Source organism: Actinoplanes sp. GCM10030250, from assembly GCF_042666575.1.
GTDB lineage: Bacteria > Actinomycetota > Actinomycetes > Mycobacteriales > Micromonosporaceae > Actinoplanes.
Map to the genome: position 1 here is coordinate 18,545 of NZ_JBHTDO010000008.1, position 24,694 is coordinate 43,238.

General features: G+C 71.4%; 21 protein-coding genes. 6 read left to right on the forward strand and 15 right to left on the reverse strand.

What is annotated here, in order from left to right; all coding sequences use genetic code 11:
* Nucleotides 1-206 precede the first annotated feature (206 nt).
* On the reverse strand, nucleotides 207-854 hold the full coding sequence (locus ACFQV6_RS13205; protein WP_378027724.1) for an HNH endonuclease family protein: 648 nt from the start codon (nucleotides 852-854) through the stop codon (nucleotides 207-209).
* 260 nt (nucleotides 855-1,114) lie between these two features.
* Between ACFQV6_RS13205 and ACFQV6_RS13210 the strand changes: the two genes are divergently transcribed.
* Nucleotides 1,115-1,795 (forward strand): DivIVA domain-containing protein, encoded by a 681-nt coding sequence (locus tag ACFQV6_RS13210; RefSeq protein ID WP_378027725.1) that lies wholly within the window; start codon nucleotides 1,115-1,117, stop codon nucleotides 1,793-1,795.
* A gap of 22 nt (nucleotides 1,796-1,817) precedes the next feature.
* On the opposite strand, the gene ACFQV6_RS13215 is transcribed toward ACFQV6_RS13210, so the two are convergent.
* The 3 genes from ACFQV6_RS13215 to ACFQV6_RS13225 all read right to left on the reverse strand — a co-directional run bounded on the left by ACFQV6_RS13215 (nucleotide 1,818) and on the right by ACFQV6_RS13225 (nucleotide 6,554).
* Nucleotides 1,818-3,395 (reverse strand): methyl-accepting chemotaxis protein, encoded by a 1,578-nt coding sequence (locus ACFQV6_RS13215; RefSeq protein WP_378027726.1) that lies wholly within the window; start codon nucleotides 3,393-3,395, stop codon nucleotides 1,818-1,820.
* 138 nt (nucleotides 3,396-3,533) lie between these two features.
* Complete coding sequence (nhaA, locus tag ACFQV6_RS13220; protein ID WP_378027727.1) at nucleotides 3,534-4,841, reverse strand: Na+/H+ antiporter NhaA; 1,308 nt, start codon at nucleotides 4,839-4,841, stop codon at nucleotides 3,534-3,536.
* 147 nt (nucleotides 4,842-4,988) lie between these two features.
* Nucleotides 4,989-6,554, reverse strand: coding sequence for a diguanylate cyclase domain-containing protein (locus ACFQV6_RS13225; protein WP_378027728.1), 1,566 nt, complete (start codon nucleotides 6,552-6,554; stop codon nucleotides 4,989-4,991).
* Nucleotides 6,555-6,670: 116 nt separating this feature from the next.
* Between ACFQV6_RS13225 and ACFQV6_RS13230 the strand changes: the two genes are divergently transcribed.
* Complete coding sequence (locus ACFQV6_RS13230) at nucleotides 6,671-7,906, forward strand: MFS transporter (RefSeq protein ID WP_378027729.1); 1,236 nt, start codon at nucleotides 6,671-6,673, stop codon at nucleotides 7,904-7,906.
* A gap of 29 nt (nucleotides 7,907-7,935) precedes the next feature.
* Nucleotides 7,936-8,364, forward strand: coding sequence for a PPOX class F420-dependent oxidoreductase (locus ACFQV6_RS13235; RefSeq protein ID WP_378027730.1), 429 nt, complete (start codon nucleotides 7,936-7,938; stop codon nucleotides 8,362-8,364).
* Here the strand turns inward: ACFQV6_RS13235 and ACFQV6_RS13240 are convergent.
* The 3 genes from ACFQV6_RS13240 to ACFQV6_RS13250 form a co-directional block, all read right to left on the reverse strand.
* Nucleotides 8,345-8,935, reverse strand: coding sequence for a GNAT family N-acetyltransferase (locus tag ACFQV6_RS13240; protein WP_378027731.1), 591 nt, complete (start codon nucleotides 8,933-8,935; stop codon nucleotides 8,345-8,347). The genes ACFQV6_RS13235 and ACFQV6_RS13240 overlap by 20 nt on opposite strands.
* A gap of 85 nt (nucleotides 8,936-9,020) precedes the next feature.
* Nucleotides 9,021-9,419, reverse strand: a complete 399-nt coding sequence (locus ACFQV6_RS13245; protein ID WP_378027732.1) for a hypothetical protein — start codon at nucleotides 9,417-9,419, stop codon at nucleotides 9,021-9,023.
* A 91-nt stretch (nucleotides 9,420-9,510) separates the two neighbouring features.
* On the reverse strand, nucleotides 9,511-10,896 hold the full coding sequence (locus tag ACFQV6_RS13250) for a sulfatase (protein ID WP_378027733.1): 1,386 nt from the start codon (nucleotides 10,894-10,896) through the stop codon (nucleotides 9,511-9,513).
* Between ACFQV6_RS13250 and ACFQV6_RS13255 the strand changes: the two genes are divergently transcribed.
* Nucleotides 10,880-11,059, forward strand: coding sequence for a hypothetical protein (locus ACFQV6_RS13255; protein ID WP_378027734.1), 180 nt, complete (start codon nucleotides 10,880-10,882; stop codon nucleotides 11,057-11,059). The two genes, ACFQV6_RS13250 and ACFQV6_RS13255, sit on opposite strands and share 17 nt — an antisense overlap.
* A gap of 4 nt (nucleotides 11,060-11,063) precedes the next feature.
* Here the strand turns inward: ACFQV6_RS13255 and ACFQV6_RS13260 are convergent, their stop codons facing one another.
* From ACFQV6_RS13260 to ACFQV6_RS13270, 3 genes are read right to left on the reverse strand one after another with little or no spacing between them, the layout of a single operon-like run.
* Nucleotides 11,064-11,762, reverse strand: coding sequence for a hypothetical protein (locus ACFQV6_RS13260; RefSeq protein ID WP_378027735.1), 699 nt, complete (start codon nucleotides 11,760-11,762; stop codon nucleotides 11,064-11,066).
* The gene (locus ACFQV6_RS13265; RefSeq protein WP_378027736.1) at nucleotides 11,756-12,547 is read right to left on the reverse strand and encodes a hypothetical protein; all 792 of its coding nucleotides are present in this window, start codon (nucleotides 12,545-12,547) and stop codon (nucleotides 11,756-11,758) included. The genes ACFQV6_RS13260 and ACFQV6_RS13265 overlap by 7 nt, the downstream gene beginning before the upstream one ends.
* Before the next feature lie 14 nt (nucleotides 12,548-12,561).
* Nucleotides 12,562-13,173, reverse strand: coding sequence for a GGDEF domain-containing protein (locus ACFQV6_RS13270; protein ID WP_378027737.1), 612 nt, complete (start codon nucleotides 13,171-13,173; stop codon nucleotides 12,562-12,564).
* Nucleotides 13,174-13,271: 98 nt separating this feature from the next.
* On the opposite strand from ACFQV6_RS13270, the gene ACFQV6_RS13275 reads away from it, so the two are divergent.
* Entirely contained in the window at nucleotides 13,272-14,453 is a 1,182-nt protein-coding gene (locus ACFQV6_RS13275) for an acyl-CoA dehydrogenase family protein (RefSeq protein WP_378027738.1), read from the forward strand.
* A gap of 459 nt (nucleotides 14,454-14,912) precedes the next feature.
* On the opposite strand, the gene ACFQV6_RS13280 is transcribed toward ACFQV6_RS13275, so the two are convergent.
* The 5 genes from ACFQV6_RS13280 to ACFQV6_RS13300 form a co-directional block, all read right to left on the reverse strand.
* A complete protein-coding gene (locus ACFQV6_RS13280; RefSeq protein WP_378027739.1) occupies nucleotides 14,913-15,407 on the reverse strand; it encodes a hypothetical protein in 495 nt (164 codons plus the stop codon).
* A 212-nt stretch (nucleotides 15,408-15,619) separates the two neighbouring features.
* Nucleotides 15,620-16,591, reverse strand: coding sequence for an SAM-dependent methyltransferase (locus tag ACFQV6_RS13285; protein WP_378027740.1), 972 nt, complete (start codon nucleotides 16,589-16,591; stop codon nucleotides 15,620-15,622).
* Complete coding sequence (locus ACFQV6_RS13290; protein WP_378027741.1) at nucleotides 16,521-17,189, reverse strand: GNAT family N-acetyltransferase; 669 nt, start codon at nucleotides 17,187-17,189, stop codon at nucleotides 16,521-16,523. Before ACFQV6_RS13290 ends, ACFQV6_RS13285 begins: the two co-directional genes overlap by 71 nt.
* A 94-nt stretch (nucleotides 17,190-17,283) precedes the next feature.
* Complete coding sequence (locus tag ACFQV6_RS13295) at nucleotides 17,284-20,337, reverse strand: putative bifunctional diguanylate cyclase/phosphodiesterase (RefSeq protein ID WP_378027742.1); 3,054 nt, start codon at nucleotides 20,335-20,337, stop codon at nucleotides 17,284-17,286.
* Nucleotides 20,338-20,451: 114 nt separating this feature from the next.
* Complete coding sequence (locus tag ACFQV6_RS13300; protein ID WP_378027743.1) at nucleotides 20,452-21,360, reverse strand: 5'-3' exonuclease H3TH domain-containing protein; 909 nt, start codon at nucleotides 21,358-21,360, stop codon at nucleotides 20,452-20,454.
* 200 nt (nucleotides 21,361-21,560) lie between these two features.
* On the opposite strand from ACFQV6_RS13300, the gene ACFQV6_RS13305 reads away from it, so the two are divergent.
* On the forward strand, nucleotides 21,561-24,644 hold the full coding sequence (locus ACFQV6_RS13305; protein WP_378027744.1) for an NACHT domain-containing protein: 3,084 nt from the start codon (nucleotides 21,561-21,563) through the stop codon (nucleotides 24,642-24,644).
* The last annotated feature ends 50 nt before the right edge of the window (nucleotides 24,645-24,694 follow it).

Here is a 24,694-nt window from a genome sequence, read left to right on the forward strand (position 1 = left end):
GGGCGCCGAGGCCCCGCTCAGAGCCAGCTGGCTTTGAGGGGTGTGTGTGGGGCGCCGAGGCCCCGCTCAGAGCCAGCTGGTGTGCCTGTCGGGGCTGCTTTCGAGGCGGTGGGCGTACGTCTCAAGGGGTTGGGGGTGGGGTGGGAATGTGGGGGAAGGCAGCGGACTGCCGCGCCGGAGAGGGCACGGCAGTCCGGGACGGTGGATCAGCCGCAGGTGTTCAGGGCGGACTGGAGCGCCGTCTTCTCCGCCGACTGGAGCTTGAGCGCCCAGTAGTACTTCACCGCGATCCACATCCTCGCGTAGGTGCACCGGTACGAGGAGACCGACGGCTGCCACGTCGACGGGTCCTGGTCGCCCTTGGACTGGTTCACGTTGTCGGTGACCGCGATCAGCTGCGGGCGGGTCAGGTCGTTCGCGAAACTCTGTCGCTTGCTGGTGGTCCACGCGCTGGCGCCGGACCGCCACGCCTCGGCCAGCGGCACCACGTGGTCGATGTCCACGTCCGAGGCGGCGCTCCAGGTCGCACCGTCGTACGGCGAGTACCAGGAGCCGGAGGTCGCGGCGCACGCCGAGCTGGTCACCACGTTGCTGCCGTCGCGCTTGAGGACGGTCTCGCGTGTGTTGCAGGTGCCGGAGATCGTGATCCAGTGGGGGAACAGGTCACGGTCGTAGGTGGAGGCGTTCGCCTCCGCGCCCACGGTCAGCGCGTTGAGATAGGTCTGCGCGGTGGCCTTGGACGGGATGCCGGTCGGCGCGGCCTGCGCGGGGGTGGTGAGCGCGGCCGTGGCCAGGGCACCGGCGATCAGGCCGGCGACGAGCCGGGGGATGAGGGGACGTACGGACAGGTGCATGTGAGCTCCCATCGAGCGGTCTGTGTCCTGATCGGACGACATAGAACTACGGGAGCCGAGAGTCATTCGGATGTTGATGGACGTGAATTTCTTGTGTCAGAACACACTGGTACAAAGCCGTGTGCGCCACCGGTGCCTGGCACGTGAGGCGTACAGTTGCCGTTCACCGCTCCGGTCGACCGTGCCCGAACCGGGGTGCCTGACCCTCACCCTTAGGTCATGATGCGACTGGGCGACCATCGCAGAACTCGAGGAGCACAGTGCCGTTAACCCCCGCCGACATTCACAACGTGGAGTTCCCGAAGACCTCCCTCGGCAAGCGAGGCTATGACGAGGAGCAGGTCGACGCCCTCCTGGACGAGGTCAGCCAGGAGATGATCCGGCTTCTGGAGGAGAACGACGCCCTCCAGCGCCAGGCCCGCCTCAGCGCGGCGGCCGGTGAGGCCGAGGTGTCCGGCAACATCCAGGCCGAGTTCTCGGCGGCGGCCGCCGAGCTGGACCGGGCCCGTCGCGCGTGCGACCTCGCCGAGCAGAACGCTCGGTTGATGGAGCGCCAGCTCGACCAGGCCCGCCGGTCCGCCGTCCCGCAGCCCCCGGCCTTCGGCGGGGAGAACCTCGACCGCGTGATGGCGCTGGCCCAGCGGACCGCCGACGACCACCTGCTGGAGGCGCGCGAGGAGTCGCACGCGCTGATCGCCGACGCCCAGTTGCGTTCCGAGCAGATCGCGGGTGAGGCACGAAAGCTGTCGAGCGACATCGGGCACGACGCCCAGCGCAACCACACCGAGGCGGTGGCCACGACGCAGGCCAGGCGCGCCGACCTCCTCCGGGAGATCGACGAGCTGACCCGCCTCGCCGTGGGCTACCGCGCCGCCCTGGCCGACCACCTGTCGCACCAGTCCGAGCGCCTCGGCGGCGAGGCCGACGTAGTCAGTACCTGACCCGGCCGCCGAGACGGGACCGTCAGTACTTGAACTGACCGACCAGGCCGTGCAGCGTGGAGCTCATCCGCGCCAGCTCGGCCACCGACTGCTGGGTGGAGACGATCCCGTTCGACGTCTCGCTGACCGCCGTCGACACCGTGGCGAGGCTGCCGGACACCGTACGGCTGCTCAGCGACGCCTCGTTGACGTTGCGCGCCATCTCCGACGTGGTGGCCGTCTGCTCCTCGACCGCCGAGGCGATCGTCATCTGGTAGTCGTTGACCCGGCTCACGATCTCGCTCATCCGGCTGATCGCCTCGCTGGTGGCGGACGCGCTCAGCTGGATGTCTGCCACCCGCTTGCTGATGTCCTCGGTTGCCCGGGCGGTCTCCTGGGCCAGCTCCTTGACCTCGCTGGCGACCACCGCGAAACCCTTGCCGGACTCACCCGCGCGGGCCGCCTCGATGGTGGCGTTGAGGGCCAGCAGGTTCGTCTGCTCGGCGATCTGCGTGATGAACTTGACGACGTTGGTGATCTCCGCGGAGGACTGCCCGAGCTCGACGACCGTACGGCTGGCCTCGCCGGCGACCCGGACCGCTTCGACGCCGGCCTGACTCGCGTCGGACGTGTTGGTGGCGATCTCGCGGATCGACGCACCCATCTCCTCGGCGCCCGCGGCGACGGTTGCCAGAGCGTCGCTCATCGTCGCCGTCGCGTCGGACACCCCGCCGACCTCGCGCGAGGTCTGCTCGGCCGAGCCGGCGATCTGGCGGGTTCCGCTGGACAGCTCCTCGCTGGCGGCGGCCAGAGCGGTCGCCTGGTCCCCGATCTGCCCGACGATGCCGCCCAGCTTCACGACGAACCGGTTGAAGGTCGCACCGAGCGTCCCGAACTCGTCCTTGCGCGACTCGTCGACGCGGCTGGTCAGGTCACCCTCGCCGTCGGCGATCTCCGCCATCCGGCCGGTCAGCGTGGACAGTGGCAGCAGGATGCTGCGCGCCAGCCGCCAGGCGAGGAACAGCACGAGCAGGGCGGCGAGGAGGATGCCGCCGATGATGACGGTCCGCGACGTCTCGGCCGTCTCCCGGGTGGTGGTGGCCCGCTCGGCGAGCAGGCCGGCCTCGGCGTCGGCCATCGTGGTCATCAGGGCACGGATCTTGTCCATGACCTCCTTGCCCTGGCCGGTCAGCACGACCGCCCGGGCGGCGCCGAAGCCCTCGGTGCGGCGGAGCTCGATCGTCTCGGCGAGCTCGTCGAACTTCGCCCGGACCAGCGGGCGGAGCTCAGCGATCCGCTCCTGCTGGGTGGCGTTGTCCGCGGTCAGCCCGGCGACGTCGTCGATCAGCCCGGTGACCTTCTTGGCGGCCGCGGTGTAGGGCGCCAGGTAGGCGTCCTCACCGGTGATCAGGAACCCGCGCTGGCCGGTCTCGGCGTCCTTGAGCGCCCCGTCGATGACCTCCAGGCCCTCGAGCACCTGGTAGGTGTGCGCGACCTGACCGCTGCTCTGCTCCAGGGTGTCCGTGTTGCGGTACGCCAGGGCGCCGACACCGCAGAGCACCACCAGGGGTACGGCGAACGAGGCGACCAGCCGCGTGGTGACACGATGCATCCAATCCATGGAAAGCAGGGCTCCTTCTCACTTAACCGGGTTCAGAAAGACAACCTGCCGATCGACCACGGTCAGCTGGACATGAGAATGATGCCGAGACGATCGCTGGGATCAGGGCGACCACGGGCGGGGAAGCCACCCGCGCGGTCAGTGTTCCTCGGTGTGCTCGGTCTCGTACACGTCGGGGATGCCGTCGTGGTCGGCGTCGACGCTCTCGGCGGCGTGGATGCGCCGGTACACCCGGTTACGGGCGCGCAGCACGACGGCGGCCAGCAATGAGGCGGCCAGCGACCCGGTCAGAACGGCGACCTTGACGTGGTCCTCGCGGGGGTTGCCGGTGCCGAACGCCAGCTCACCGATGAGCAGGGAGACGGTGAAGCCGAGCCCGCCGAGCATGGCCAGGCCGATCACGTCGGCCCAGCTCAGCCCGTCGTCGAGGCTGGCCCGGGTGAACCGCGCGACCAGCCACGTCGCCGCGGTGATGCCGATGGTCTTACCGATCACCAGACCGGCCATGATGCCGAGGGCGACCGAGTCGGTCAGCGACGCGCCGAGACCGCTGAGCCCGCCGATGGTCACGCCGGCGGACAGCAGGGCGAACACCGGCACGGCGAACCCCGACGACAGCGGCCGGAACCGGTGCTCGAAGTGCTCCGCCAGGCCGGGGCCAGCGTCCGGGCCACCGGCGGCGTCGCTGCGCACGACCGGCACGGTGAACGCCAGCAGCACCCCGGCGACGGTGGCGTGCACCCCGGACTCGTGCATCAGCACCCACGTCGCGGCAGCCAGCGGCAGCAGCAGCCACCACGAGCGGACCCGCCGCTGCACCAGCACGCCGAACACCGCCAGTGGCACGAGCATCCCCAGCAACGGCAGCACCGACAGCTGGGCGGTGTAGAACACGGCGATGATCGCGATGGCGAGCAGGTCGTCGACCACCGCGAGGGTGAGCAGGAACGTCCGCAGCCCGGCGGGGAGATGCCGCCCCACGACGGCCAGTACCGCGAGGGCGAAGGCGATGTCGGTCGCGGTGGGGATCGCCCAGCCGCGCAGCGCGCCGTCACCAGTGCCGAGGTTGAGCGCCGTGTAGATCAGGGCCGGCACGATCACGCCACCAACGGCGGCGGCCACGGGGACGGCGGCCCGCCGCGGGTCGCGCAGGTCCCCGGCGACGAACTCCCGCTTGAGTTCCAAGCCGGCGACGAAGAAGAAGATGGCCAGGAGGCCATCGGCCGCCCACGTCGCCAGGCTGAGGTCGAGATGCCAGGCCGCCGGGCCCACCGTGAACTCCCGCAACGCCTCGTACGACGACGCCCACGGCGAGTTCGCCCAGACCAGCGCCACCAGCGCGGCGGCCAGCAGCAGCGCCCCGCCGATGGTCTCCTGGCGCAGGATCTCGCCGACCCGGCGAGCCTCGAACCAGGAACCGCGCTGGAACAGAGAGCTGTTGCTCACGAAGGTGCTCGCTTTCAGGGTCGGGCCGGCCAACTGCCGACCAGACTTCCCGGCGCACCAGAGTTCACCCTATCCCAACACGAGCCGTCCGCCGGGGGCTTGTCGCCCCCGCGCCGCAGCCGAAGCGCGGCAGTTGAAGCGCCGGTGTCAGGCTGCTTCCATCGCCGGCTCGTAGCTGCGCCAGCAGTTCTTGCCGTGGTGCTTCGCCGCGTACATGGCCAGGTCGGCCTCGCGCAGCAGCGCCTCCACGTCCTCGTCGGCGGTGGCGCAGGCCACCCCGATGCTGGCGTGGGCGCGGATGGCCTGCCCGCCGACCGCCACCGGGATCTCCAGGTTCTGCAGGATCCGCTGGGCGGTCTGCTCGGCGCAGGCGAAGTCGCAGTCGCGCAGCAGTACGGCGAACTCGTCCCCGCCGAGGCGGGCCACCAGGTCATCGGTGCGCACCGACGCGTTCAGGTGGTCCGCGACGCCGGCCAGCAGCGTGTCGCCGGCCGCGTGCCCGAGCGTGTCGTTCACCGCTTTGAAGCCGTCCAGGTCGATGAGCAGCAGGGACACCGTGCCGGTCTGGCTGCCCTCGAGGGTCTCGGCGACCTGCTCGTGGAAGTGCGTCCGGTTGGCCAGCCCGGTCAGCCCGTCGTAGTGCGCCTGGTGCCGCAGCCGGGTCTCGTGCTCCCGCAGCTCGGCGAGCGTGACGTCGAGCTCGGAGATGAGCCGGGTGTTGTCGTGGAAGGCGACCAGCTGCCGGGCGGCGACCAGCGCCACGATCGCGCCGAGGCCGACGACGACGCCCCACACCCGGATGCCGATGCCCCCGCCGAAGCCGTCGCGCAGGACGGCGACCATCGAGGTGAAGACGACGACGATGGACCCGTACGGAAGAAGGCTGTAACGCTTGCGCCGCCGTGAGCCGAACGCGGTCTGGTCGAAGCCGGCGATGATCTGCTGGGTGCGGGGGCCGGCGGCGATCAGCAGCGACGGCAGGAATCGGATGGCGAAGACGTAGGCGGGCAGTGCCGTCTCGAGGTCACTGGGTGCGGCGAAGAAGCCGATGCCGTTCACGATCGCCGAGGCGATCATCGGGAAGGCCGCCGCCTTGTGCATCGGTGCGTTGCCGCTGAGGATCAGCTTGACCGAGGCGAAGGCCGCGGTGAGGATGACCGCGCCCGCGGCGATGGTGGCGACCAGGCCGTCGTCGGTGGCGTTCTCCGGTGAGACGGTGAAGACCCAGGCCACCACCGCCCCGCCGACGAGGACGGTGGCCGAGTCCAGCCAGAACGCCATCCGTTCGCGGGCCGACCGGTGCGGATGGGGGTGGATCAGCATCACCACGATGATTCCGGTGAGGCCGATGGCGAAACAGATGCTCTGCACCACGCCGCCGTTGGTGGTCCCCTGGTCCTTGCCGAGGAACGAGGTGACGGTCTGTGTGGTGTCGCCGACCACGAACAGGCAGCCGGCGATCGTGAGGATCCGCCAGAACCGGCGGATCGGGCCGGTGGCGATCCGGGCGACCCGCCACGACGAGTAGGCGAGCAGGACGTCCAGCGGCACCTGGAACAGCCAGAAGGCCTGGACGCGGGTGTTGGTGTCGTCGATCAGGAAGAGCAGCAGAATACCGATGGCTGTCCACCAGCAGGCCGCGGTGAGCAGCCGGTCGCGGCGGATCACGGGCGTGACGATCTCCCGCCGCGATCCCCGTCTCGACGAACTCATCAGTTGCGCTCCCTGCCCTGTCGTGGTCACCGCAGGACAGGATCGGCGGGATCGGGCCGAGCTTGAGAATTCCGGGTATGTGTACGGCCGTACACACGATGTGTACGATCGTACGCATGTCCGCCGCACCCCGATCCGCCGCCGCGCCCACCCGCCAGGCGCGGTACGCCAGAGCCGCCGTCGCCGCGGTCTTTCTCACCAACGGCGCTCTGTACGCCAACGTCGTACCCCGATTTCCCCAGCTCAAAGCCGACCTGGACCTGTCGAACACGGCTCTCGGCGCGGCCATCGCCGCGATGCCGCTCGGCGCACTGCTGGCCGGCCTGCTCGCCGCCGCCGCGATCCAGCGCTTCCGCTCGTCCCGGGTCGCCTCGATCGGCATCGTCCTGCTCGCCGCCGCCATGTTCCTCGTGGCGTTCGTGCCGAACGGTTTCGCTCTGGCCGCCGTCATGTTCACGGCCGGCGCCCTCGACGCTGTGATCGACGTCGCGCAGAACGCACACGGCCTGCGCGTCCAGCGCCGCTACGGCCGGTCGATCGTCAACTCGTTCCACGGCCTCTGGAGCATCGGTGCGGTCCTCGGCGGCCTGATGGGCTCGGCCGCGGCCGGGCTCGACGTGCCGCTTACCCTGCACCTCGGTTTCTCCGCCGTGCTGTTCAGCGCGGTCGCGATCGTGGCGTTGCGCTTCATGCTCCCCGGCCCGGACGGCGCCGATCCCGCACCTGCCACCACCGATACCGGCACCGCCACCGCCGCTCCCGGCACGCCCGGAGGCAAGAAGTGGTCCGGCCCGGCCGTGCGCATGCTCGCGGTCCTCGGCGTGCTCGCCGCCTGCGGTGCCCTCGTCGAGGACGCCGGCGCCTCGTGGGGTGCGATCTACCTGCGTGACGAGCTGGCCACCGGCGCGGCCGCGGCGGGCCTCGCCTTCGTCGCCCTCCAGGTCGCGATGACCGCCGGCCGGCTCACCGGTGACCGCGTCGTCGACCGGTACGGCCAGCGCACCGTCGTGCGTACCGGAGGCATCCTCACCGCCGCCGGCATGGGCCTCGCTCTCGCGTTCCCGTCACTCGGCACGACGCTTGCCGGTTTCGCCCTCGCCGGGCTCGGTGTCGCCACCCTCGTGCCGGCCGCCATGCACACCGCCGACGAGTTGCCGGGTCTCCCGCCCGGCCTTGGCCTGACCGTGGTCAGCTGGCTGCTGCGGGTCGGCTTCCTGCTGTCACCGCCGCTCGTCGGCCTGGTCGCCGACCAGAGCAGCCTGCGCGTGGGCCTGCTCACCGTCGTCGTCGCCGGCGTGGTCACGGCCATCTTCGCGCGAGTCCTGGTCAACCGCACCGAACCCGCACACTGAGGCGGGCCGCCGCACGGCAGGATGGCGGCATGGCGAATGAGATGAGCGACGCGCAGTGGCGGGCCTTCCTCGGCCACGGCACCCGTACCGGGAAACTGGCCACCACCCGCGCCGACGGCTCCGCGCACGTGGTGCCGATCTGGTTCGTCCTCGACGGCGACGACCTGGTGTTCAACACCGGGGCGTCGACCGTCAAGGGACGCAACCTGACCCGCGATCCACGGGCCACCATCTGCGTCGACGAGGAGGCCGCACCCTACGCCTACGTCACCGTCCGTGGCCGGGCAACGCTGAGCACAGACGTCGACGGCATGCGCGAATGGTCCACCAGAATCGCCGAACGCTACATGGGCCCCGGCCGGGCCGCCGAGTACGGCGCCCGCAACGCTGTCGACGGCGAGTTGCTGGTCCGCCTGCGCATCGAGCGCGTCAGCGCCTTCACCGGGGTCGCGGACTGACCGTTTCGAGCCATTCCCGCCGGGTGATCGCGTACTCGACCTCACCCTCCTCCGCACCCGGCAGCGGTTCGTCCCACTCCGGGTGGAAGGTGCGCACGTGCCGCATACCGACCGCCGCCATCACACCGCGTGACCCCGCGTTGACGGCCATGGTCAGCGCGATCACCCGCTCCTGCCCGGCGTCCTCGAACGCGTACCTCAGCAGCTCCCGCGACGCCTCACTGGCGAATCCCCGCCGCCAGCAGCGCCGCATCACCCGATAACCGAGCTCCGCGACGCCCGGCTCGGCGCGCCCGTGCTCATCCTGCGCAGGCGGCAGCATCATCAGCCCCACGAATCCGTCCGGCTTCTCCTCGCCCGCGAACGCCATCCAGAAGCCCAGCCCGTCGACCATGCGCCCCTCGGCCATCCGGTTCGCGTGGGCGCCGACCACCTCGTCGCGGGGCCGCGCCCGCCCGAACAGATACCGCAGCACCTCCGGATCAGAATCCAGTTCCACCTCGAGATCGAGGTGCCGGTCGGCGAGCGGGACGAGCAGGAGGCGGTCGGTGCGCAGGATCGGCTGGGGCATGCGCCCCAGCGTCACACAACGGTCAAATGCTTTTTCCGTACGATCGGAGCACTGTTCCCCGGCCGGATACTCCGATGATCCCCGCTCAGTCGTTGAGCCAGCCGAGAACCGACTGGACGTCGGGTCCCACGCCCACCGCCACCGTGCACGCCGCGGCCAGGCCACCGGCGATCAGGGCGGCGAGCAGCAGCCGGTTGCCGTGGGCGTACCGGGTGATCAGCAGGATCGCTGTGGCGACAACGGAGAGGCCGGCCACCAGCGGGCCCATGCTGAGTGTCCAGCCGACCGGCAGCGCCCACGCCCAGCCGCTGAGCATGTCGGCGTCCTCGTCGATCAGGAAGGGGAGCGAGGAGAACTCCGCGGCACGGTCCACAGCGAGGGTCAGGCAGAACACGAACCACGCCAGCCCGGCGAACTGGGCGGCCGCCAGCAGCAGCCCTCCGGTGGCGGTGCGGTGGCGCCGGGGCGCGGAGACTGCGGTCATCGGCGCATCGTAGACGACGTGGCGAGGCGTGCGCCGTTTCGCGCCGACGGGTGCGGGGCCGGCTTCAGGCCGGCGTGCGGGTGACGAGGAGTCAGCCGACCGCCTGACCAGCGCGCCGGCACTGCGCGGCGCCCACGCACTCCGCCAGCCCTTTCAGGGCGGCGCGCAGCTCGGTGATCCGCTCCGGGTCGAGCTTCCCGGCCAGGTTGAGCATCTGGTACGGGTCGGAGCGGCGGTCGTAGTACTCCCGGGTGCCGTCCACGTACTCGACATAGGTGAACGATCGCGTCCGCAGCGCGTCGTACGTCGGCGGGGTGTTCTCCGAGTACCGCTGATAGTCCGGGTCGGCGGGATCGGCGGCGGGGTCGCCGTGCTCGATCAGCGCGGCGGTACGCCACTGCGCCGGGGTCTCACCCGCGAGCAGCTGCCGGAGGCTGCGCCCGTCCACGGCGGCGGGAACCTCGACGCCGGCCAGGTCGGCGAAGGTGGGGCGCAGGTCGATGTTCTCCGCCGGTGCCCGAGCGACGTGCCCAGCCCTCACCCCGTACCCGGCGGCGACGAGCGGCACGTTCACGTCGGTGTCGAACGCGGTCTGCTTGCCGGCGTTCAAGCGGTGATCGCCGAGGTGATAGCCGTTGTCCGAGCTGAAGATCACCACGGTCTCGTCCGCGATCCCGGCTGTGGTGAGCGTGCTTCGCAGCGAACCCAGCATGCGGTCGATCGCCTGCACCGACTGGACCCGCTTGCGGAAGGCCCGATCGAACTGCACGTGCAGCGCGGGCGTCAGCGGCGGGTGCTTCGCGAGCCACGGCGGCGCGTTGACCGGCACCCGGCCGTAGGCGGGAGTGCGCGGTGCCTTGAGGCCGGCGAAGGCGTTCGCGTCGCGCGGTGCCGGGGTGTACGGGTGGTGCGGCGTGTAGGTCGAGATCTCCACCAGGAACGGGATCCGCTTCGCCGCCGAGGTGGTGATGAAGCTGGTGGCCTTCGCGGCGAGCACGTCGGTCAGGTAGTCCTGCGGGCGTGAGCCGTACCGCCGGAGTTTCCCGTTCTCGTTCAGTGTGTAGTCGAAATTCGCGTAGTCGTTGCCTCCGCCGTACCACTCGGTCCAGCCCGGCGGCACGTACGGCCTGCCCCCGGCAAGGGTCTCCCTCGGCACGTACTCGTTGAGGTACTTGCCGAGGAAGGCGGTCCGGTAGCCGCCCTTCCGCAGGTCGGTGGCGAACGTCGATCTCTCCTGGCCACGCTCGTGGAAGAGCCGGAAACCGCCGTCCGCCCCGTGGTTCTTGATGATGCCGGTGTTGTGCGGGTACTGCCCGGTGAGGATCGACGCCCGCGACGGGCAGCAGAGCGAGTCGGTGACGGTGTAATCCGTGAACGTCGTGCCCTCCCGCTGCATCGCGAGCACGTTCGGCATGTACGGCACCAGGTTCGCCGCCAGGTCGTCGGCGAGCACGAACACGATGTTCGGCTTCGTCACGGTGCTCGGCTTCGTCACGGTGCTCGGCGGGATCGCCGGTGAGACGCTCACGGCGGGCGCCGGCAGGGACTCGGCAGGGGCCGCCCGGCTGCCGCTTCTCGCTGAGCAGGACGCCGTGATCAGCAGTGCCGCGACAAGAAGACCGGCAACGCCGCGGGGCTGAGAGGTCATGACGGTGCGGTTGCCGCCAGGGTGCGGGTGACGAGGAGCAGGTCCGCCGGGGAGAGGCCGTTGGGGTTGCGCACGGAATACTCGAAGTCGCACGTCAGGGTCTCGCCCTGCCACGTCCAGCCGGCCTCGTCGGCGAGGAGCTGGCGGGCGGCGTGGTCGGCGACGGCCGGGTCGCAGCCGGGGTTGCCGGCCGCCAGCAGGGCCGCCGCGACCTGCGGGATCGCCTCGTCGGGAACGGCGGCGTCGCCGAGGGCGGGGAGGATCAGCAGCAGCCGCTGGCCGGGAGTGCCCAGCGTGCCGTGGTCGACCAGGCGGCGTGCCTCCGGCCAGGACAGGCCGGGGCCGTGGCCGTGGCCCTCCATGGAGGCGATGCTGAGGCAGCGCCCGGTGTTCTCGGGCAGGACCACGTAGTCGTAGCCGCCCTCGAAGTCGGAGCCGTGCCAGGAGACGAAGGCCAGCGGCCCGAGGTTCAGCACCGGCCACGTGCCGGACTTGCGGACCTCGTCGTCGAAGGCCTCGAGGTCGTCGTCCTCGCCGTCGAAGAGCTCACCGACGAGGTCGGGCTCGGCGGCGCCGTCGACCAGGCTGAGCCAGAAGGCACGGCGGGTGAGCAGCCAGGTGCCGTCGGTCAGGATCTCCGGCGGTACGCCGTGGTATCGGCGCACGTAGTCGGTGGCCTGATCATGGTTCAGCATCCGAGGAGGGTATACGGCCCGGTCCCGCACGCGCGGACCCCGTGGTCCAGCAGGACCCGGTAGGACTTCTCCACGGCCTCGCGGCTGCCGGTCGCGATCGGCTGGTCGCCGGTCCGGCCGGCCCACAGGGTGAGCATCACCGCATCGGCGAGATCCACACCGGACAGTGCGCGCCAGACCGCGGTCACAGCGGAGTCCAGGGTGTGGTCGCGGTCGGCGCCGAGGTGGAGCGCGGCCACCGGGGCGACGTCGTCAAGCCGGTACGGCGGCGGCGGGGACTCATCGGACAGGCGGGGCCACACGACGGCGACGAGCCCGGGGATGTCCGCGGTGTCCCGGAAGTCGAAGCCGGCCGGGCGCGGGGGATTCCGGCCCGGTACCGCGGGGAAGGGTGCCGAGCAGGCAGCGCACCGGCCGCCCAGGTGATCACCCTGGCGGGCCAGTTCACCGGGCCGCTCCGCGGCGTGCACCACGTTGGCGAACGGGCCCATGGCGTACCGGGATCTGATCTCTCGCTTGATCTGCCGGGCGGCCTCGAACGCGCCGGGCCCGCGCAGGCGCAGCACCTCGGACGGCCCGTCGCACAGATAGCGGTCGAGGAGCGCGCGGGTCAGCACGTGGCCGTCCTCCGTGTACTCCGACCAGAGGAACCGGGTGTCACCGGGCGTCAGCTCGACGGCGTGGCGGCACTCGGCGCGCAGACCGGCCCACGCGACGGCCCGATCCACCTCGCGGGTCAGGCCCAGCCGCAGGCAGTCGGGTTTGAGCAGCAGGAACGCTTCCAAGTGTCCGATGATAGTCAGGCCGCGGCGGGGTAGGTGCCGGCGTCCGGTTCGAGGGGCTCCTGCCAGACGGCCCAGCGGGTGTCCGGCCCGAGCGACTTCGCCCGGTACATGGCCAGGCGGGCGCGGTGCACCAGCTCGTCGTGGGTCAGCTCGCCGGGGCCGGCGACCGCCACACCGATGGCGGCGGCCAGCGTGATCAGGCGCCCCTCCACGGCCACCGGGCCCAGGGCGGCCGCGATGCGCCCCGCCACGTCGTACGCCTGCGCGAAGCTCTTCGTCTCGGGCAGCACCACGGCGAACTCGTCGCCGCCGAGCCGGCAGGCCAGGCCGGGCAGCCGCACACATTGCCGCAGGACCTCGGCGAACGCCACCAGCACCTGGTCGCCGGACCTGCGCCCGAGAGTCTCGTTGATCTCCTTGAAGCCGTTCACGTCGATCATCAGGATCGCGGTGGACTGCCCGGTGCGGGCGTTGCGGGCGAGCGACCGGTACGACGCGGCCTGAAAGGCCCCGCGGCCGGCGAGCCCGGTCAGCCGGTCCGTGCGGATCCGCAGGAGCGCGTTCAGCATCGCCACCGGTGATCTGCGGCGGCCGGGCGGCGGCACGCGTCGCGTCCAGGTGTGCAAGGTGCCTCCTCAGCCGGTTCGGACGCGCAGTTGATCGGTACCGGGAAGGGCCACTTGAGAAACCGCCGACGTCAGAAGCCGGCCGATAGGATTTGCGGATGCCAGTACCGCAGACACATGACGAGGCCGTCGCCGCCGCCCACCGGCTCGCCGCGCACCTCGAACCCGGCGCGATCCAGCGCGACCGCGACGGCGCCACCGTCGTACCGCGCGAGGCGCTCGCCGCCCTCGACGACTCCGGCCTGCTCGGCATCTCGATCCCGGCCGCCGACGGTGGACCCGGTCTCGGACCGCGCACCCTCGCCGAGATCACCCGGATCATCGCGGCGGCGGACCCGGCCATCGCCCAGGTGCCGCAGGGCCACTACCTGATGGTCGACGTCCTGGCCCTGTACGGCGGGGCGGAGGCACGCAAGCGGCTCTTCGGGGATGTGCTGGCCGGGCGCCGGCTCGGGAACGGGCTCGCGGAGCGCGGCGGCAAGCACGCCCAGGACCTCAGGACCCGGATTTCCGGGGGGCTGCTCAGCGGCGTCAAGTACTACACGACGGGTGCGCTGACCAGCGCGTGGATCGCGGTCAGCGCCCTCGACGAGGATGACCGGGTGGTGCTGGCGTTCGTCGCCCGCGACGCCGAGGGCGTCAGCGTCGGCACCGACTGGGACATGCTCGGGCAGCGGGCGACGATCAGCGGGACGGCGACCTTCGCCGAGGTGCCGGTCGAGGAGGGGCTGCGCCTTCCGTACGCGGACGCGTTCACGGTGCCGCAGCAGCTCGGGGCGCGGGCGCAGCTGGTCCACACCGCGATCGAGGTGGGGATCGCGGGGGCCGCGCTGCGGGACGCCCGTGAATACCTGCGCGGGAAGGCGCGGCCGTCGACGGAGGCGGTCCGCGCGGGGGCTACCAGTGCGGCTGACGACCCGCACGTCCTGCACCGGTACGGGCGGCTTGTCAGCCGGGTTCGTGCTGCTGAGGCTCTGCTGGAGTCGTCCGCCCGTACCCTCGAGGAAGTAGGCCTGGTCCCCGCTGACGCTGACGCCGCCGCACGTGGCTCCCTCGCGGTCGCGGCGGCGAAGGCCTTCGGTAGTGAGATCGCGCTCGAGGCCGGGTCGGAGCTGTTCACGATGTGCGGTACCAGTTCGGCGGCGGCGAAATACGACCTGGACCGGCACTGGCGCAACGCGCGCACCCACAGCGTCCACGATCCGCTCGACTGGAAATACCACCACATCGCGGCGTACGAGCTCGCCGGCCGGCTCCCCCCGAACCACGGCCAGCTCTAATCCCAGCCGCCCCTTCCCGCCCCTTCCGCCCGTTAGTTACCCCCCTCAGCCCCAGCCGAGCGACCCAGCTGGCGCTGAGCGGGGCTTCTGGGCTCGTCGGTCCCCCCTCAGCACCAGCCGGGTGGCTCGGCTGGCGTTGAGTGGGGCTTTTCGGCTCGTCGGGCCCCGCTCAGCACCAGCTGGGCGGCTCGGCTGGCGTTGAGTGGGGCTTTTCGGCTCGTCGGGCCCCTCTCAGCCCCAGCCGGGTGGCTCGGCTGGCGTTGAGCGGGGCTTTTCGGCTCGTCGGTCCCCCTCAGCACCAGCCGGGCGGCTCGGCTGGCGTTGAGTGGGGCTTTTCGGCTCGTCCGGCCCCGCTCAGCACCAGCCCGCCGGCCCGGCTGGCTTCCAGTGCTGTGTCGGCGGGCGGGATGCAGCACTCAGCGCCAGCTGCGTCGGTGGGACTACGGCGCGAGTCGCGGGTCAGGCCAGGCGCCAGCGGAGTTCGGGGTCCCAGGGGCGTGTGCGGCAGGCAAGTGGGATGCCGGATCTCGTCTCGGCGCGGGCGCCCTCGGGGGAACAGTCCGCGAGGAGCTGGGCGATCTGCGGGGAGGTCGCGGTCGGAGTCGGAGCCGGCTGCCGGGTCGGTGATGTGGAGGCGGGTGGTTTGCGGGTCGGGTTGCGGGAGGGCGAGGCCGAAGTGGGCCTGGGTGAGGGTTTGGCGGAGAGCTTGCGGGCGGGCAGGCTCGTCCGCGCCGGGCTCGGTGAGCCGGTGGCCGACGGGGACGCCGGTGCCGACGGGGACGCCGACACGGAGTAGGGGGCCGTGGCGGTCCGGTCGGGGTCGTCGCCGGGCTGCGGGGTCGCCCACGACGGTTCGGCGGGGCGGTCGAGCATCCCCGCGACGATCATTCCGATGCTGAGCAGCGCCAGGAGCACCACGCCGGACACGACGAGCTGGCGCCGGTGGACGGGCAACGCAGGTGCGCCGGTTGCCACAGGCGCCGTGGCGGGCGACGGCGCGGACGAAGAGGGCGCGGGGGAGGGCGGCGCGGACGAAGGGGGCGCGGGGGAGGGCGGCGTGGACGGGGACGCCGCCGGCGACGCGGGGCGGCCGTGGATCATCAGGACAGCTTTGCCCGTACGCGATGATCTTGACTATCCGCCGAACCGGTGGGCGGAAGTGTCCGCTACGGCTTGCGGGCCACCCCGGCGTACCCGTCGACCGCCGGGCGATCCTCGGAGTCGGGCCGCCACAGCGGGGTCGGCACCACGCCCGGCTCGACGAGGTCCAGCCCGTCGAAGAACGAGGTGAAGTCGGCGACCTCGCGCAGGTGGTACGGCACCGCGCCGCTCTCGTTGTACTGCCGGTGCGACTCGATCACCCGCTCGCTGGTCGCCGTCCCGTCGGACATCGCCAGGTAGCTGCCGGACGGCAGGCCGGCGACGAGCTCCTGGACGATCCGGCGCGCCTCGGCGGGGTCCTCGACGTGCCCCATGACGCCGAGCAGCATCAGGGCCACCGGCTGGGAGAAGTCGAGGATCCGCGCGGCGGCCTCGAGGATCGCGCCGGTGTCCCGCAGGTCGTGGTCGATGTACTGGGTGACGCCGTCCGGGGTGCTGGTCAGCAGCGCCCGGGCGTGGGTCAGGACCAGCGGGTCGTTGTCGACGTAGACGATCTTCGCGTCGGAGGCGGCCCGCTGCGCGACCTCGTGGGTGTTGTCCGCCGTCGGCAGGCCGGTGCCGACGTCGAGGAACTGCCGGATCCCCTCGCCCGCCAGGAAGGTGACGGACCGGCGCAGGAAGGCCCGGGTGTGCCGGGCCGCGCCGACGATCTCCGGGAAGACCGCGCGGACCTGGTCACCGACGGCCCGGTCGGCGGCGAAGTTGTCCTTGCCGCCGAGCCAGTAGTTCCACACCCGCGCCGAATGGGGGATCTCGGCGTTCAGTTTGTCCACGATCGCGTCCGTCACGGCAGCAGTGTCCCGTTCGGCAAGGCCTCGCGCAACCCGCTGAATCCCAGCGAAGAATCGCAACCCGCTGAATCCCAGCGAAGAACCGCAACCCGCTGAATCCCAGCGAAGAACCGCGTCAGCTCTGGCCGGCATACCGGAAGGACGCGAAGACGACGTCGCCACTGTGCTCGAACCCGAGCCGCTCATAGAGCCGGATCGCACTGTCGTTGTCGTGCACCGCGTGCAGGAACGGCAGCTCACCGCGCGCCAGGATCCCCGCCGCGACGGCCATCGTGAGCCGGGCACCGAGCCCCTGGCCGCGGAACTCCGGATCGGTGCAGACGGCGCTGACCTCGGTCCAGCCGGGCATCCGCAGCCGTTCGCCGCCCATCGCGATCAGCCGCCCGTCGGGGGCACGGATGCCCAGGTAGCGGCCCAGGTCGATGGTCCGCTTGCGGAACGGGCCGGGCTGGGCGCGGGCGACCAGCTCCAGCATCTCCGGCACGTCGTGCTCGGTGAGCGCGACCGCTTCCGGATCCTCGACGCCGGTCATGCTCTGGCCGACCATCTGCACGCCGTGCATCACCGACTCGGTCTCCCAGCCGGCGAGCGGCGTGATCGACGGGCCGGTGAGCAGCGCCTGGTCGGTGAGCGCCGCCAGGTCGCGCCAGCCGGCCGGGTCACCGGGGTCGCGCAGCGCGCAGAACGGGGCGATCTCGGGCACGTATCGGGCGGCATCGCCGGAGGCCTCGGCGAAACACGCCTGCGGCCCGGAGAGGCTGGCCCACACGGGGTTGTTCAGCACACCCCCGACCCTGCCCCGTTCCGCCGCTTCGCGCCAGTAGATATCCGTCTAACCACCCACCGGGGATTGTCCGGCATCCGGCAGACAAACCCGCTCAGACGGTCACCACGGCCTGCTGCTCGGCGGGTGCCACGGCCATCGCCGGGATGTCGGCCGGCCACAGCGGCTTCGCGAACAGGTAGCCCTGGCCGTAGTCGCAGCCCATGGTGTCGAGCGCGGCGTGCTGGCCGGGCTCCTCGATGCCCTCGGCGACAACGGCGAGGTCGAGGTTGTGCGCCAGCGTGACGATCGTGTCGACGAGGGCGTGCTGCTGACGGCTGTGCAGGATGTCGTCGATGAACGACTTGTCCAGCTTCAGGACGTCGACCGGCATCTGCCGCAGGTAACTCAGGGAGGAGTAGCCCGTACCGAAGTCGTCGATCGCGATGCGCACGCCCATGGCCCGCAGGGCCTTGAGTTCCGCCAGGACCTTGTCGGCGTCGCGCAGCACCAGGCTCTCGGTGATCTCCAGCAGCAGCCACTCCGGGCGGGCGCCGGTGTCGGCGAGCGCCTGGCGGACCACGTCGGCGAAGTCGAGGTTGCGGAACTGCCGTGCCGACACGTTGACGCTGACGTACCGCAGGGTCATCGAGGGGTTCTCGGCCCGCCACTGGCCGAACTGGCGCAGGGCCTCACGCAGCACCCAGGTGCCGATGCCGACGATCGCGCCGCTCTCCTCGGCCGCCTCCACGAAGTGGTACGGCCCCAGCAGCCCCCGGGTCGGATGCTGCCACCGGACCAGGGCCTCGACCCCGGTGAGCCGCTTGTCGACGAGCTCGACGATCGGCTGGAACTGGAGCACGAACTGCTCGTCCTCGATCGCCTCGTGCAGGGCCGTACGCATCTCCAGCCGCTGCACCATCGCGTTGTGCAGGTCGGTCTGGTACCGCTGCCAGCTGCCCTTGCCGAGCCCCTTCGCCAGGTAGAGCGCGAGGTCGGAGTGGCGCAGCAGCTCGGTGGCGTTCTCCGCGTCCCGGCTGGTGGCGACGCCGATGCTGGCGGCGCCGCTGACCTGGTGCACGGTGCCGTCCGGGCCGGTCACCTCGATCGGCTGGGCCAGCGCGGCGAGCAGCAGCGCGGCCAGGTCCTCGGCGGCGTCGGCGCTGTCGCTCTGCTCCACGAGGACGGCGAACTCGTCCCCGCCCATCCGGGCGGCGGTGCTGCCGGCCCCGATCACCGCGGAGATCCGCTGTGCCACCGTGAGCAGCAGCTGGTCACCGACGGCGTGCCCGAGGGTGTCGTTGACCTCCTTGAAGTCGTCCAGGTCGACGAAGAGCACACCGAGGGTGGCACCGTCGCGGACGGCGACGCTGAACGCCTGTTCGAGGCGGTTCTTGAACAGCACCCGGTTGGCCAGGCCGGTCAGCGAGTCGTGGAACGCCTGGTGGGTGAGGTCGTCCTCGAGGCGGCGCCGCTCGGTCACGTCCCGCAGGGTGATCACGAGTCCGCGTACCGTCGGATCTTCTCGAAGATCGCGCAGATCGCACTCGATCTCCACGCGCCGCCCGTCCCGATGCGCAGCGAGGTCGATGCCGTCGAGGTCGCCGGCGCAGCGGCCGATGCGGGCCATGACCTCGCGCAGCGTTTCGAGGGAGTCCTCGGTGAACAGGTCGGCGAAGGGGTGACCGGTCGGGTCGGTGTGGTCGAAGAGGGCACCGGCGGACGGGCTCGCGTAGCGGATCGTGCCGTCGGCCTCCACGATCAGGATGACGTCGGCGGCGCTCTGGATCAGCGTACGGAAGTACGCCTCGGTGTCCCGCTTGCTCACCTCGGCGGTCAGCGCGATCCGCTCCAGCACCACGGTGACCTGCGCGCCGAGCGCCTCGAACGAGGGGCGCACCGCCTGCAGCACGTTCTGCGGACCGCCGACGATCATCACGCCGTAACCGCCGGAGGGCAGCGGCTGGATGCCGTAGAGGGCGTGGCTGAAACCGCCGGCCCCACCGTGCGGGAGATCCTCGGCCGGCATCAGCACGATCGTGTACTCGGGGTCGCCGGGGAACACGTGCGGCACCAGTTCCAGGTGGTAGGGCTGGTCAGCCGGCATGAGACGGGCGGCCGCGTGCTGCACGCTGATGCCGACGTCCTCGACTGTCGTGGCGGCGAACAGGGTGGCGCTGGCCTGGCGCAGCGCCCGCTCCCGGGCGCCGGCCTGCCGCTGCGCGAGGGCGAGGCCGGCGACCCGGCCCAGCACCAGCAGGAACATCACCGCGGCCGCGGCTGCTATCACCGGCGCGTCGACGACACCTCCGCGGGCGATCTCGATCTCGGCACCCTGGGCGTACTCGAGGGCGAGCACGGCCGGTGCGATCAGGGCGGCGGCAGCCAGCCAGAAGATGCGGTGCCGGCCCATGTCGAGCGACTCCTGCCCGGCGGGCACGGTGAGCGCCCGCATCGACGGCTGGAGTGCGACGTACCCCATCAGGCCGTAGAAGACGATCCAGCCGAGGTCGACCGGGCCGCCCAGCGCCCAGGCGCTGCTGAGCTGCGACTGACCGTAGAAGATGTCGGAGATCAGCAGGCCGACCATGGCGATCCCGATGGTGGTGACCGCGCCGCCCCGCCGGCCAGCGCCGGTCAGCATCCGCAGGATCATCGCCAGGACCAGCACGTCACCGAGCGGGTAGCCGATCGAGACCAGCTTCTCCAGCAGCGACAGCTCGTCGGAGCGGGTGAACGGGGCGATCCAGTACACCCAGGCGAGCAACCCCAGGCCGACAGTGGGCACCAGCGCGTCGAGCAGCGCGCCGCGGTTCGTGCCGCCGCCCGCGCGGGCCCGGATGAACATCAGCAGCCCGGCGGTGAGCAGCGGGTACACCAGCAGGTAGAAGAGGTCGGCGAAGCCGGGGAAGTCCGGCTGGTCACCGAGCGCCAGCACCAGGTTGTACCAGGTGTCGCCGGTGGTGAAGCAGGCGAGCGCGGCGCTGATCAGATACCACGGCGCCTTGCGTTCCGGCTGGTTCAGCCGGACACCCACGAGGACCATGGCGGCGCAGGAGTAGCCCAGCGCGGCCCAGGTGTAGAGGTGGGCGCCCGGCAGCGCGTAGTAGACGCCGGTGAGCACCAGGATCCAGGCGCCGAAGCACGCACGAGCTGTTCGCGTCGACAAGGCGTACTCCGATCAGGCGGCGGCGGGGTTGCCGAATGCCCGTATCGGGAGCGCGACCGCCGACCTGAGATCACGTACCGGGCCGCACCCGTCCGGCAACCTGCCCGCAACCGATCAGCCGGCCAGAGCGTCCACCAGCCGCCGTCCGGAGCCCGCGAGGTTCCATCGCTCGGCGAGCGCGAGCAGCGCGTCCGGGTCGCGCGGCGCCTTCGGCAGGGCCGGATCGAAATCCGGCAGGGGCACGTCGTGGGCGACCTTGCAGACCGGCAGGGCTTTGGCGAGATAGTCGCGCGCCGCGTCGAGCTTGTTCCGTACGCCGGGAGCGAACCCGGCGCCCGGATCGTCGAGGGCCGCGAGGATCTCCTCCACCCCGCCGTACCGCTCGATCAGCCGGGCCGCCGTCTTCTCCCCGACGCCGGCCACCCCGGGCAGGCCGTCGCTCGGGTCGCCCCGCATGGCGGCGAAGTCCGCGTACCACCGGGCGGGCACGCCGTACTTCGCCCGCACCAGGGCCTCGTCGGCGTCCTCCAGCTTGGCCACGCCACGCCCGCAGTAGAGCAGCCGGGTGCCCCGCGCGTCGTCGACCAGCTGGAACAGGTCACGGTCGCCGGAGACCACCTCGACCGGTGCGGGCTGACCGGTGGCGAGCGTGCCGAGCACGTCGTCCGCCTCGTACCCGTCCACGCCGAACGCCGGGATGCCGATCGCCGCGAGCACCTCCAGCAGCACCGGAACCTGCCGCTCCAGCGACGACGGCACCACCTCGACGTCGCCGTGCGCCACCCGGTGCTTCTTGTACGACGGAACCAGCTCCACCCGCCACGCCGGCCGCCAGCTCGCGTCCAGCGCGCAGACCAGCCGGTCGGGCTGCCGCGTCCGGATCAGCTGGGCCAGCATGTCCATGAAGCCGCGGATCGCGTTGACCGGTTCCCCGGCGGGGGTCTGCGCGGCTTTCTCCGGAATGCCGTGAAAGGCACGGAAGTACAGACTGGGGGCGTCGACTGCCAGCAGTGGTCTGGTCACCGCAACACCCTATGCGCCCGCCTACCCCAGCAGGCACGCTGGCGGCATGAGCGAGCTTGCGAGCGAATCATCGGGCTCAGTTTTCAGCTCATGGCGACGCCGGAGCGCAGCGGAGGTGGCGGTATGAGTGAGCTTGCGAGCGAATCATCGGGCTCAGTTTTCAGCTCATGGCGACGCCGGAGCGCAGCGGAGGTGGCGGCATGAGCCGTTCGCTGTCGTACGCCGACGCGGTGCGCATTTTGGGCGGGCAGAGCCAGGCTGTGACTGTGATCGACCGGGCCACCGGTGGCCTGCTGCTCGCCGCCACGGCGGGTGGCAGTGCGCTCGCCCTGAGCCTGTTCGACGCGAGGTCCGAACTCTTCCGGACGACGCAGGGCCTCGTCGCGGACCTGGGGGACCGGCTGGCCGGGCTGAACCGGATCGACCGTACGCAGCGCCTGGCAGCGGGCCACGCCGCCCTGGTGACCTGCGCCTACTTCGGTGCCCTCCCGTCACCGGAGATCACCGGCACCGAGCTGGTGCACCTGGCCACCGGCGCCCGGCCCGGCGGCGAACGGCTGGGCGACCTGGCCCGTGCACTCCTGCACTCCGACGTGCCGATGCCCGCACCCCACCAGCCGTACGAGGACCTCCTCACCGAGCTGGAAGCCTTCTACCGTCGCCTCTCCGACTCGGTGCTGCGCTTCCTCTCCGGCCTCGCGGCATGGGACGACCTCGGCGGGGCCGATCGTGACCGGATCGGCAGCGCGCTGCGCGGCGCCGTCGTCGAGAAGGCGCTGGCCGACTACCAGTCCGGCTTCCGGCGGATGGCCGGTGACGTCCCCGAGTTCGGGTTCTGGGTCAACCTCCTCGACCACCAGGCCACCCGCCGCCGGATGGACGAGCTGACCGTCGGTGTCGCCGCACTGCGCGAATCCCTCGGTTCCCTCGCACCGCGGCGAGCCGCCGCCGAGAAACGGACCGCACTCTCCCGCGCCTACACCGCCGCCCTGCTCGACCCGGTGCTCGACGCGGAGAGCGGCGACGCCGGCCCGAACATCCCGGACATCGCCTCCTCCTACATCAACCCGTCGTTCCGGGTCTCGGCCGTCACCCCGCAGGTCCCGCTCGCCGCCGAGGAGTGGTGGGAACAGGTGCCGGCGCAGGACGACCTCATGCGCTTCCTGGTCGGTCACCTGACGTCGATGCCGGCAACGGCCGGCCCCCTGCTGCTGCTCGGCCAGCCGGGATCGGGCAAGTCGCTGCTCACCCGGATGCTCGCCGCCACCCTGCCGCCCGAGGACTTCGCCGTGGTCCGGGTTCCGCTGCGTGACGTGCCCGCCGACGCGAGCCTCCAGGTGCAGATCGAGCAGGCGATCTTCGACGCCACGGGGGAGCGGGCGACCTGGCCGGAGGTGGTCGGCGCGATCCCGGGGGCGCTGCCCGTGGTGCTGCTGGACGGCTTCGACGAGTTGCTCCAGGCCACCGGCGTCAGCCAGTGGGACTACCTGCAGAACGTCGCCCGGTTCCAGGCCCGGGAGGCCGCCGAGGGCCGGGCGGTCGCGGTCGTCGTCACTACCCGCACCGCTGTCGCCGATCGTGCGCGCCCGGTGCCGGACACGGTGGCTCTGCGACTGGAGCCGTTCACCGACGAGCAGATCGCGCGGTGGCTCACCGTCTGGAACACCGCGAACGAGGCGTATTTCCGGGCCGCCGGCCTGCTGCCGCTGTCGCTCGCGGCGGTGACCGGCCATCCGGAGCTCGCTTCGCAACCTCTCCTGCTGCTGATGCTGGCCATCTACGACGCCCAGGACAACGCGCTGGCCGCCGGTGCCGCTACCGACCTCGACCAGGCCGACCTCTACGAGCGCCTGCTGAGCAGGTTCGCGTGGCGCGAGGTCCTGAAGGAGGGCGCGGGCCACCCGGAGAGCCACCGCCAAGTGCTGGTCGAGGAGGAACTGCTGCGCCTGTCACTCGTCGCGTTCGCCGCCTTCAACCGCGGGCGCCAGTGGGTCACCGAGGCCGACCTCGACGCCGACCTGCCTGTGCTGCTGCGCACCGGAACCACCGGACCGGCCGCGACAGTGCGACGGGTGCTGACCGTGGGAGAAACTGTCCTCGGCCGCTTCTTCTTCATCCATGAGGCACGCGCGAGGCGCGACGGACAGGCACTGCAGACGTACGAGTTCCTGCACGCCACCTTCGGCGAGTACCTGGGTGCCCGGGCTCTGGAGCGGGAGCTCGCCGATCTCGTCGAGGACGACCTCCGGCAGAGCCGCCGCAGCCGGACAGCGCCCACCGACGACGACTACCTGCACGCGCTGCTGTCGTTCTCGCCGATCAGCCAGCGCCGTACCCTGCTGGACTTCCTCACCGACCGGCTCGCCGGCTGGCCCACCCAGCGGCGCGACGCGCTCCGGCCGATGCTCCTGGGCCTGTTCCACCGTGCCCTGGACCCCCGCGAGCGCGGCCGGTACGCCGACTACGCACCGGCGCCGCTGTCCCTCCCGGCCCGCCACGCCGTCTACTCGGCCAACCTCGTCCTGCTCCTGGTCGCCACCGGCGCCGCGCTGACCACCGACGAGCTGTTCCCGGACACCGACGACCGGATCGACGAGTGGCGGCGTCTCACCCTGCTCTGGAGATCACAGCTTCGGGTCGACGCGTGGAGCCGCCTGGTCGGCACGATCGGGGTTCAGCGGCAGTGGGCCGGCGAGCAGCGCGTGCTGGTGCTGTCCCGGGACACCTCGTGGCCCAACGCCGCAGCACCGGCCTCGGACCTGTACTGGACGCGGGACGTGCTGACCGCCGACAAGGACGACCCGGAGTTCCTGCGCGGTCACTTCTCCTGGACGCAGGGCAACGACCGCCTGCGACAGTGGCAGGCCAACTTCCACTGCGACCCGCTGGAGGACCTCGCCCGGCACGCGCTCGAGCCGCTGGAGACGGCGTTCGAGGACGCGGTCATCATCGTGCACGGCTATTGGCAGGACCGTGCGATCTCGGCGGCGCAGTCACTGATCACCCTCTGGCTGCGCCTCTCGGTCGACTCCGAGCCCGAGGAACTGCTCGACGCCTTCCGGGTTGCCATCGACATCGCCTGGCGAGGCTTCCCCCCGACCGGCGTCGACGCGCGCCGGACCTACCGGATCATCGTGCTGCGCGCTCTGCGTGACAACCAGGTGCGGCTAGGTCCCGCCGCGTGCGCCGAGCTCCGGCACCGATTCGAGGCCAGAACCGCGACCCGCGAACCAGACGATCTTGCCGCGCTCATCAACCGGATCCTCGGCGCCGCCCCCGCTTGAGCGGTGCCGCCCCCGCTTGAGCGGTGCCGCCCCCGCTTGAGCGGCGCCGA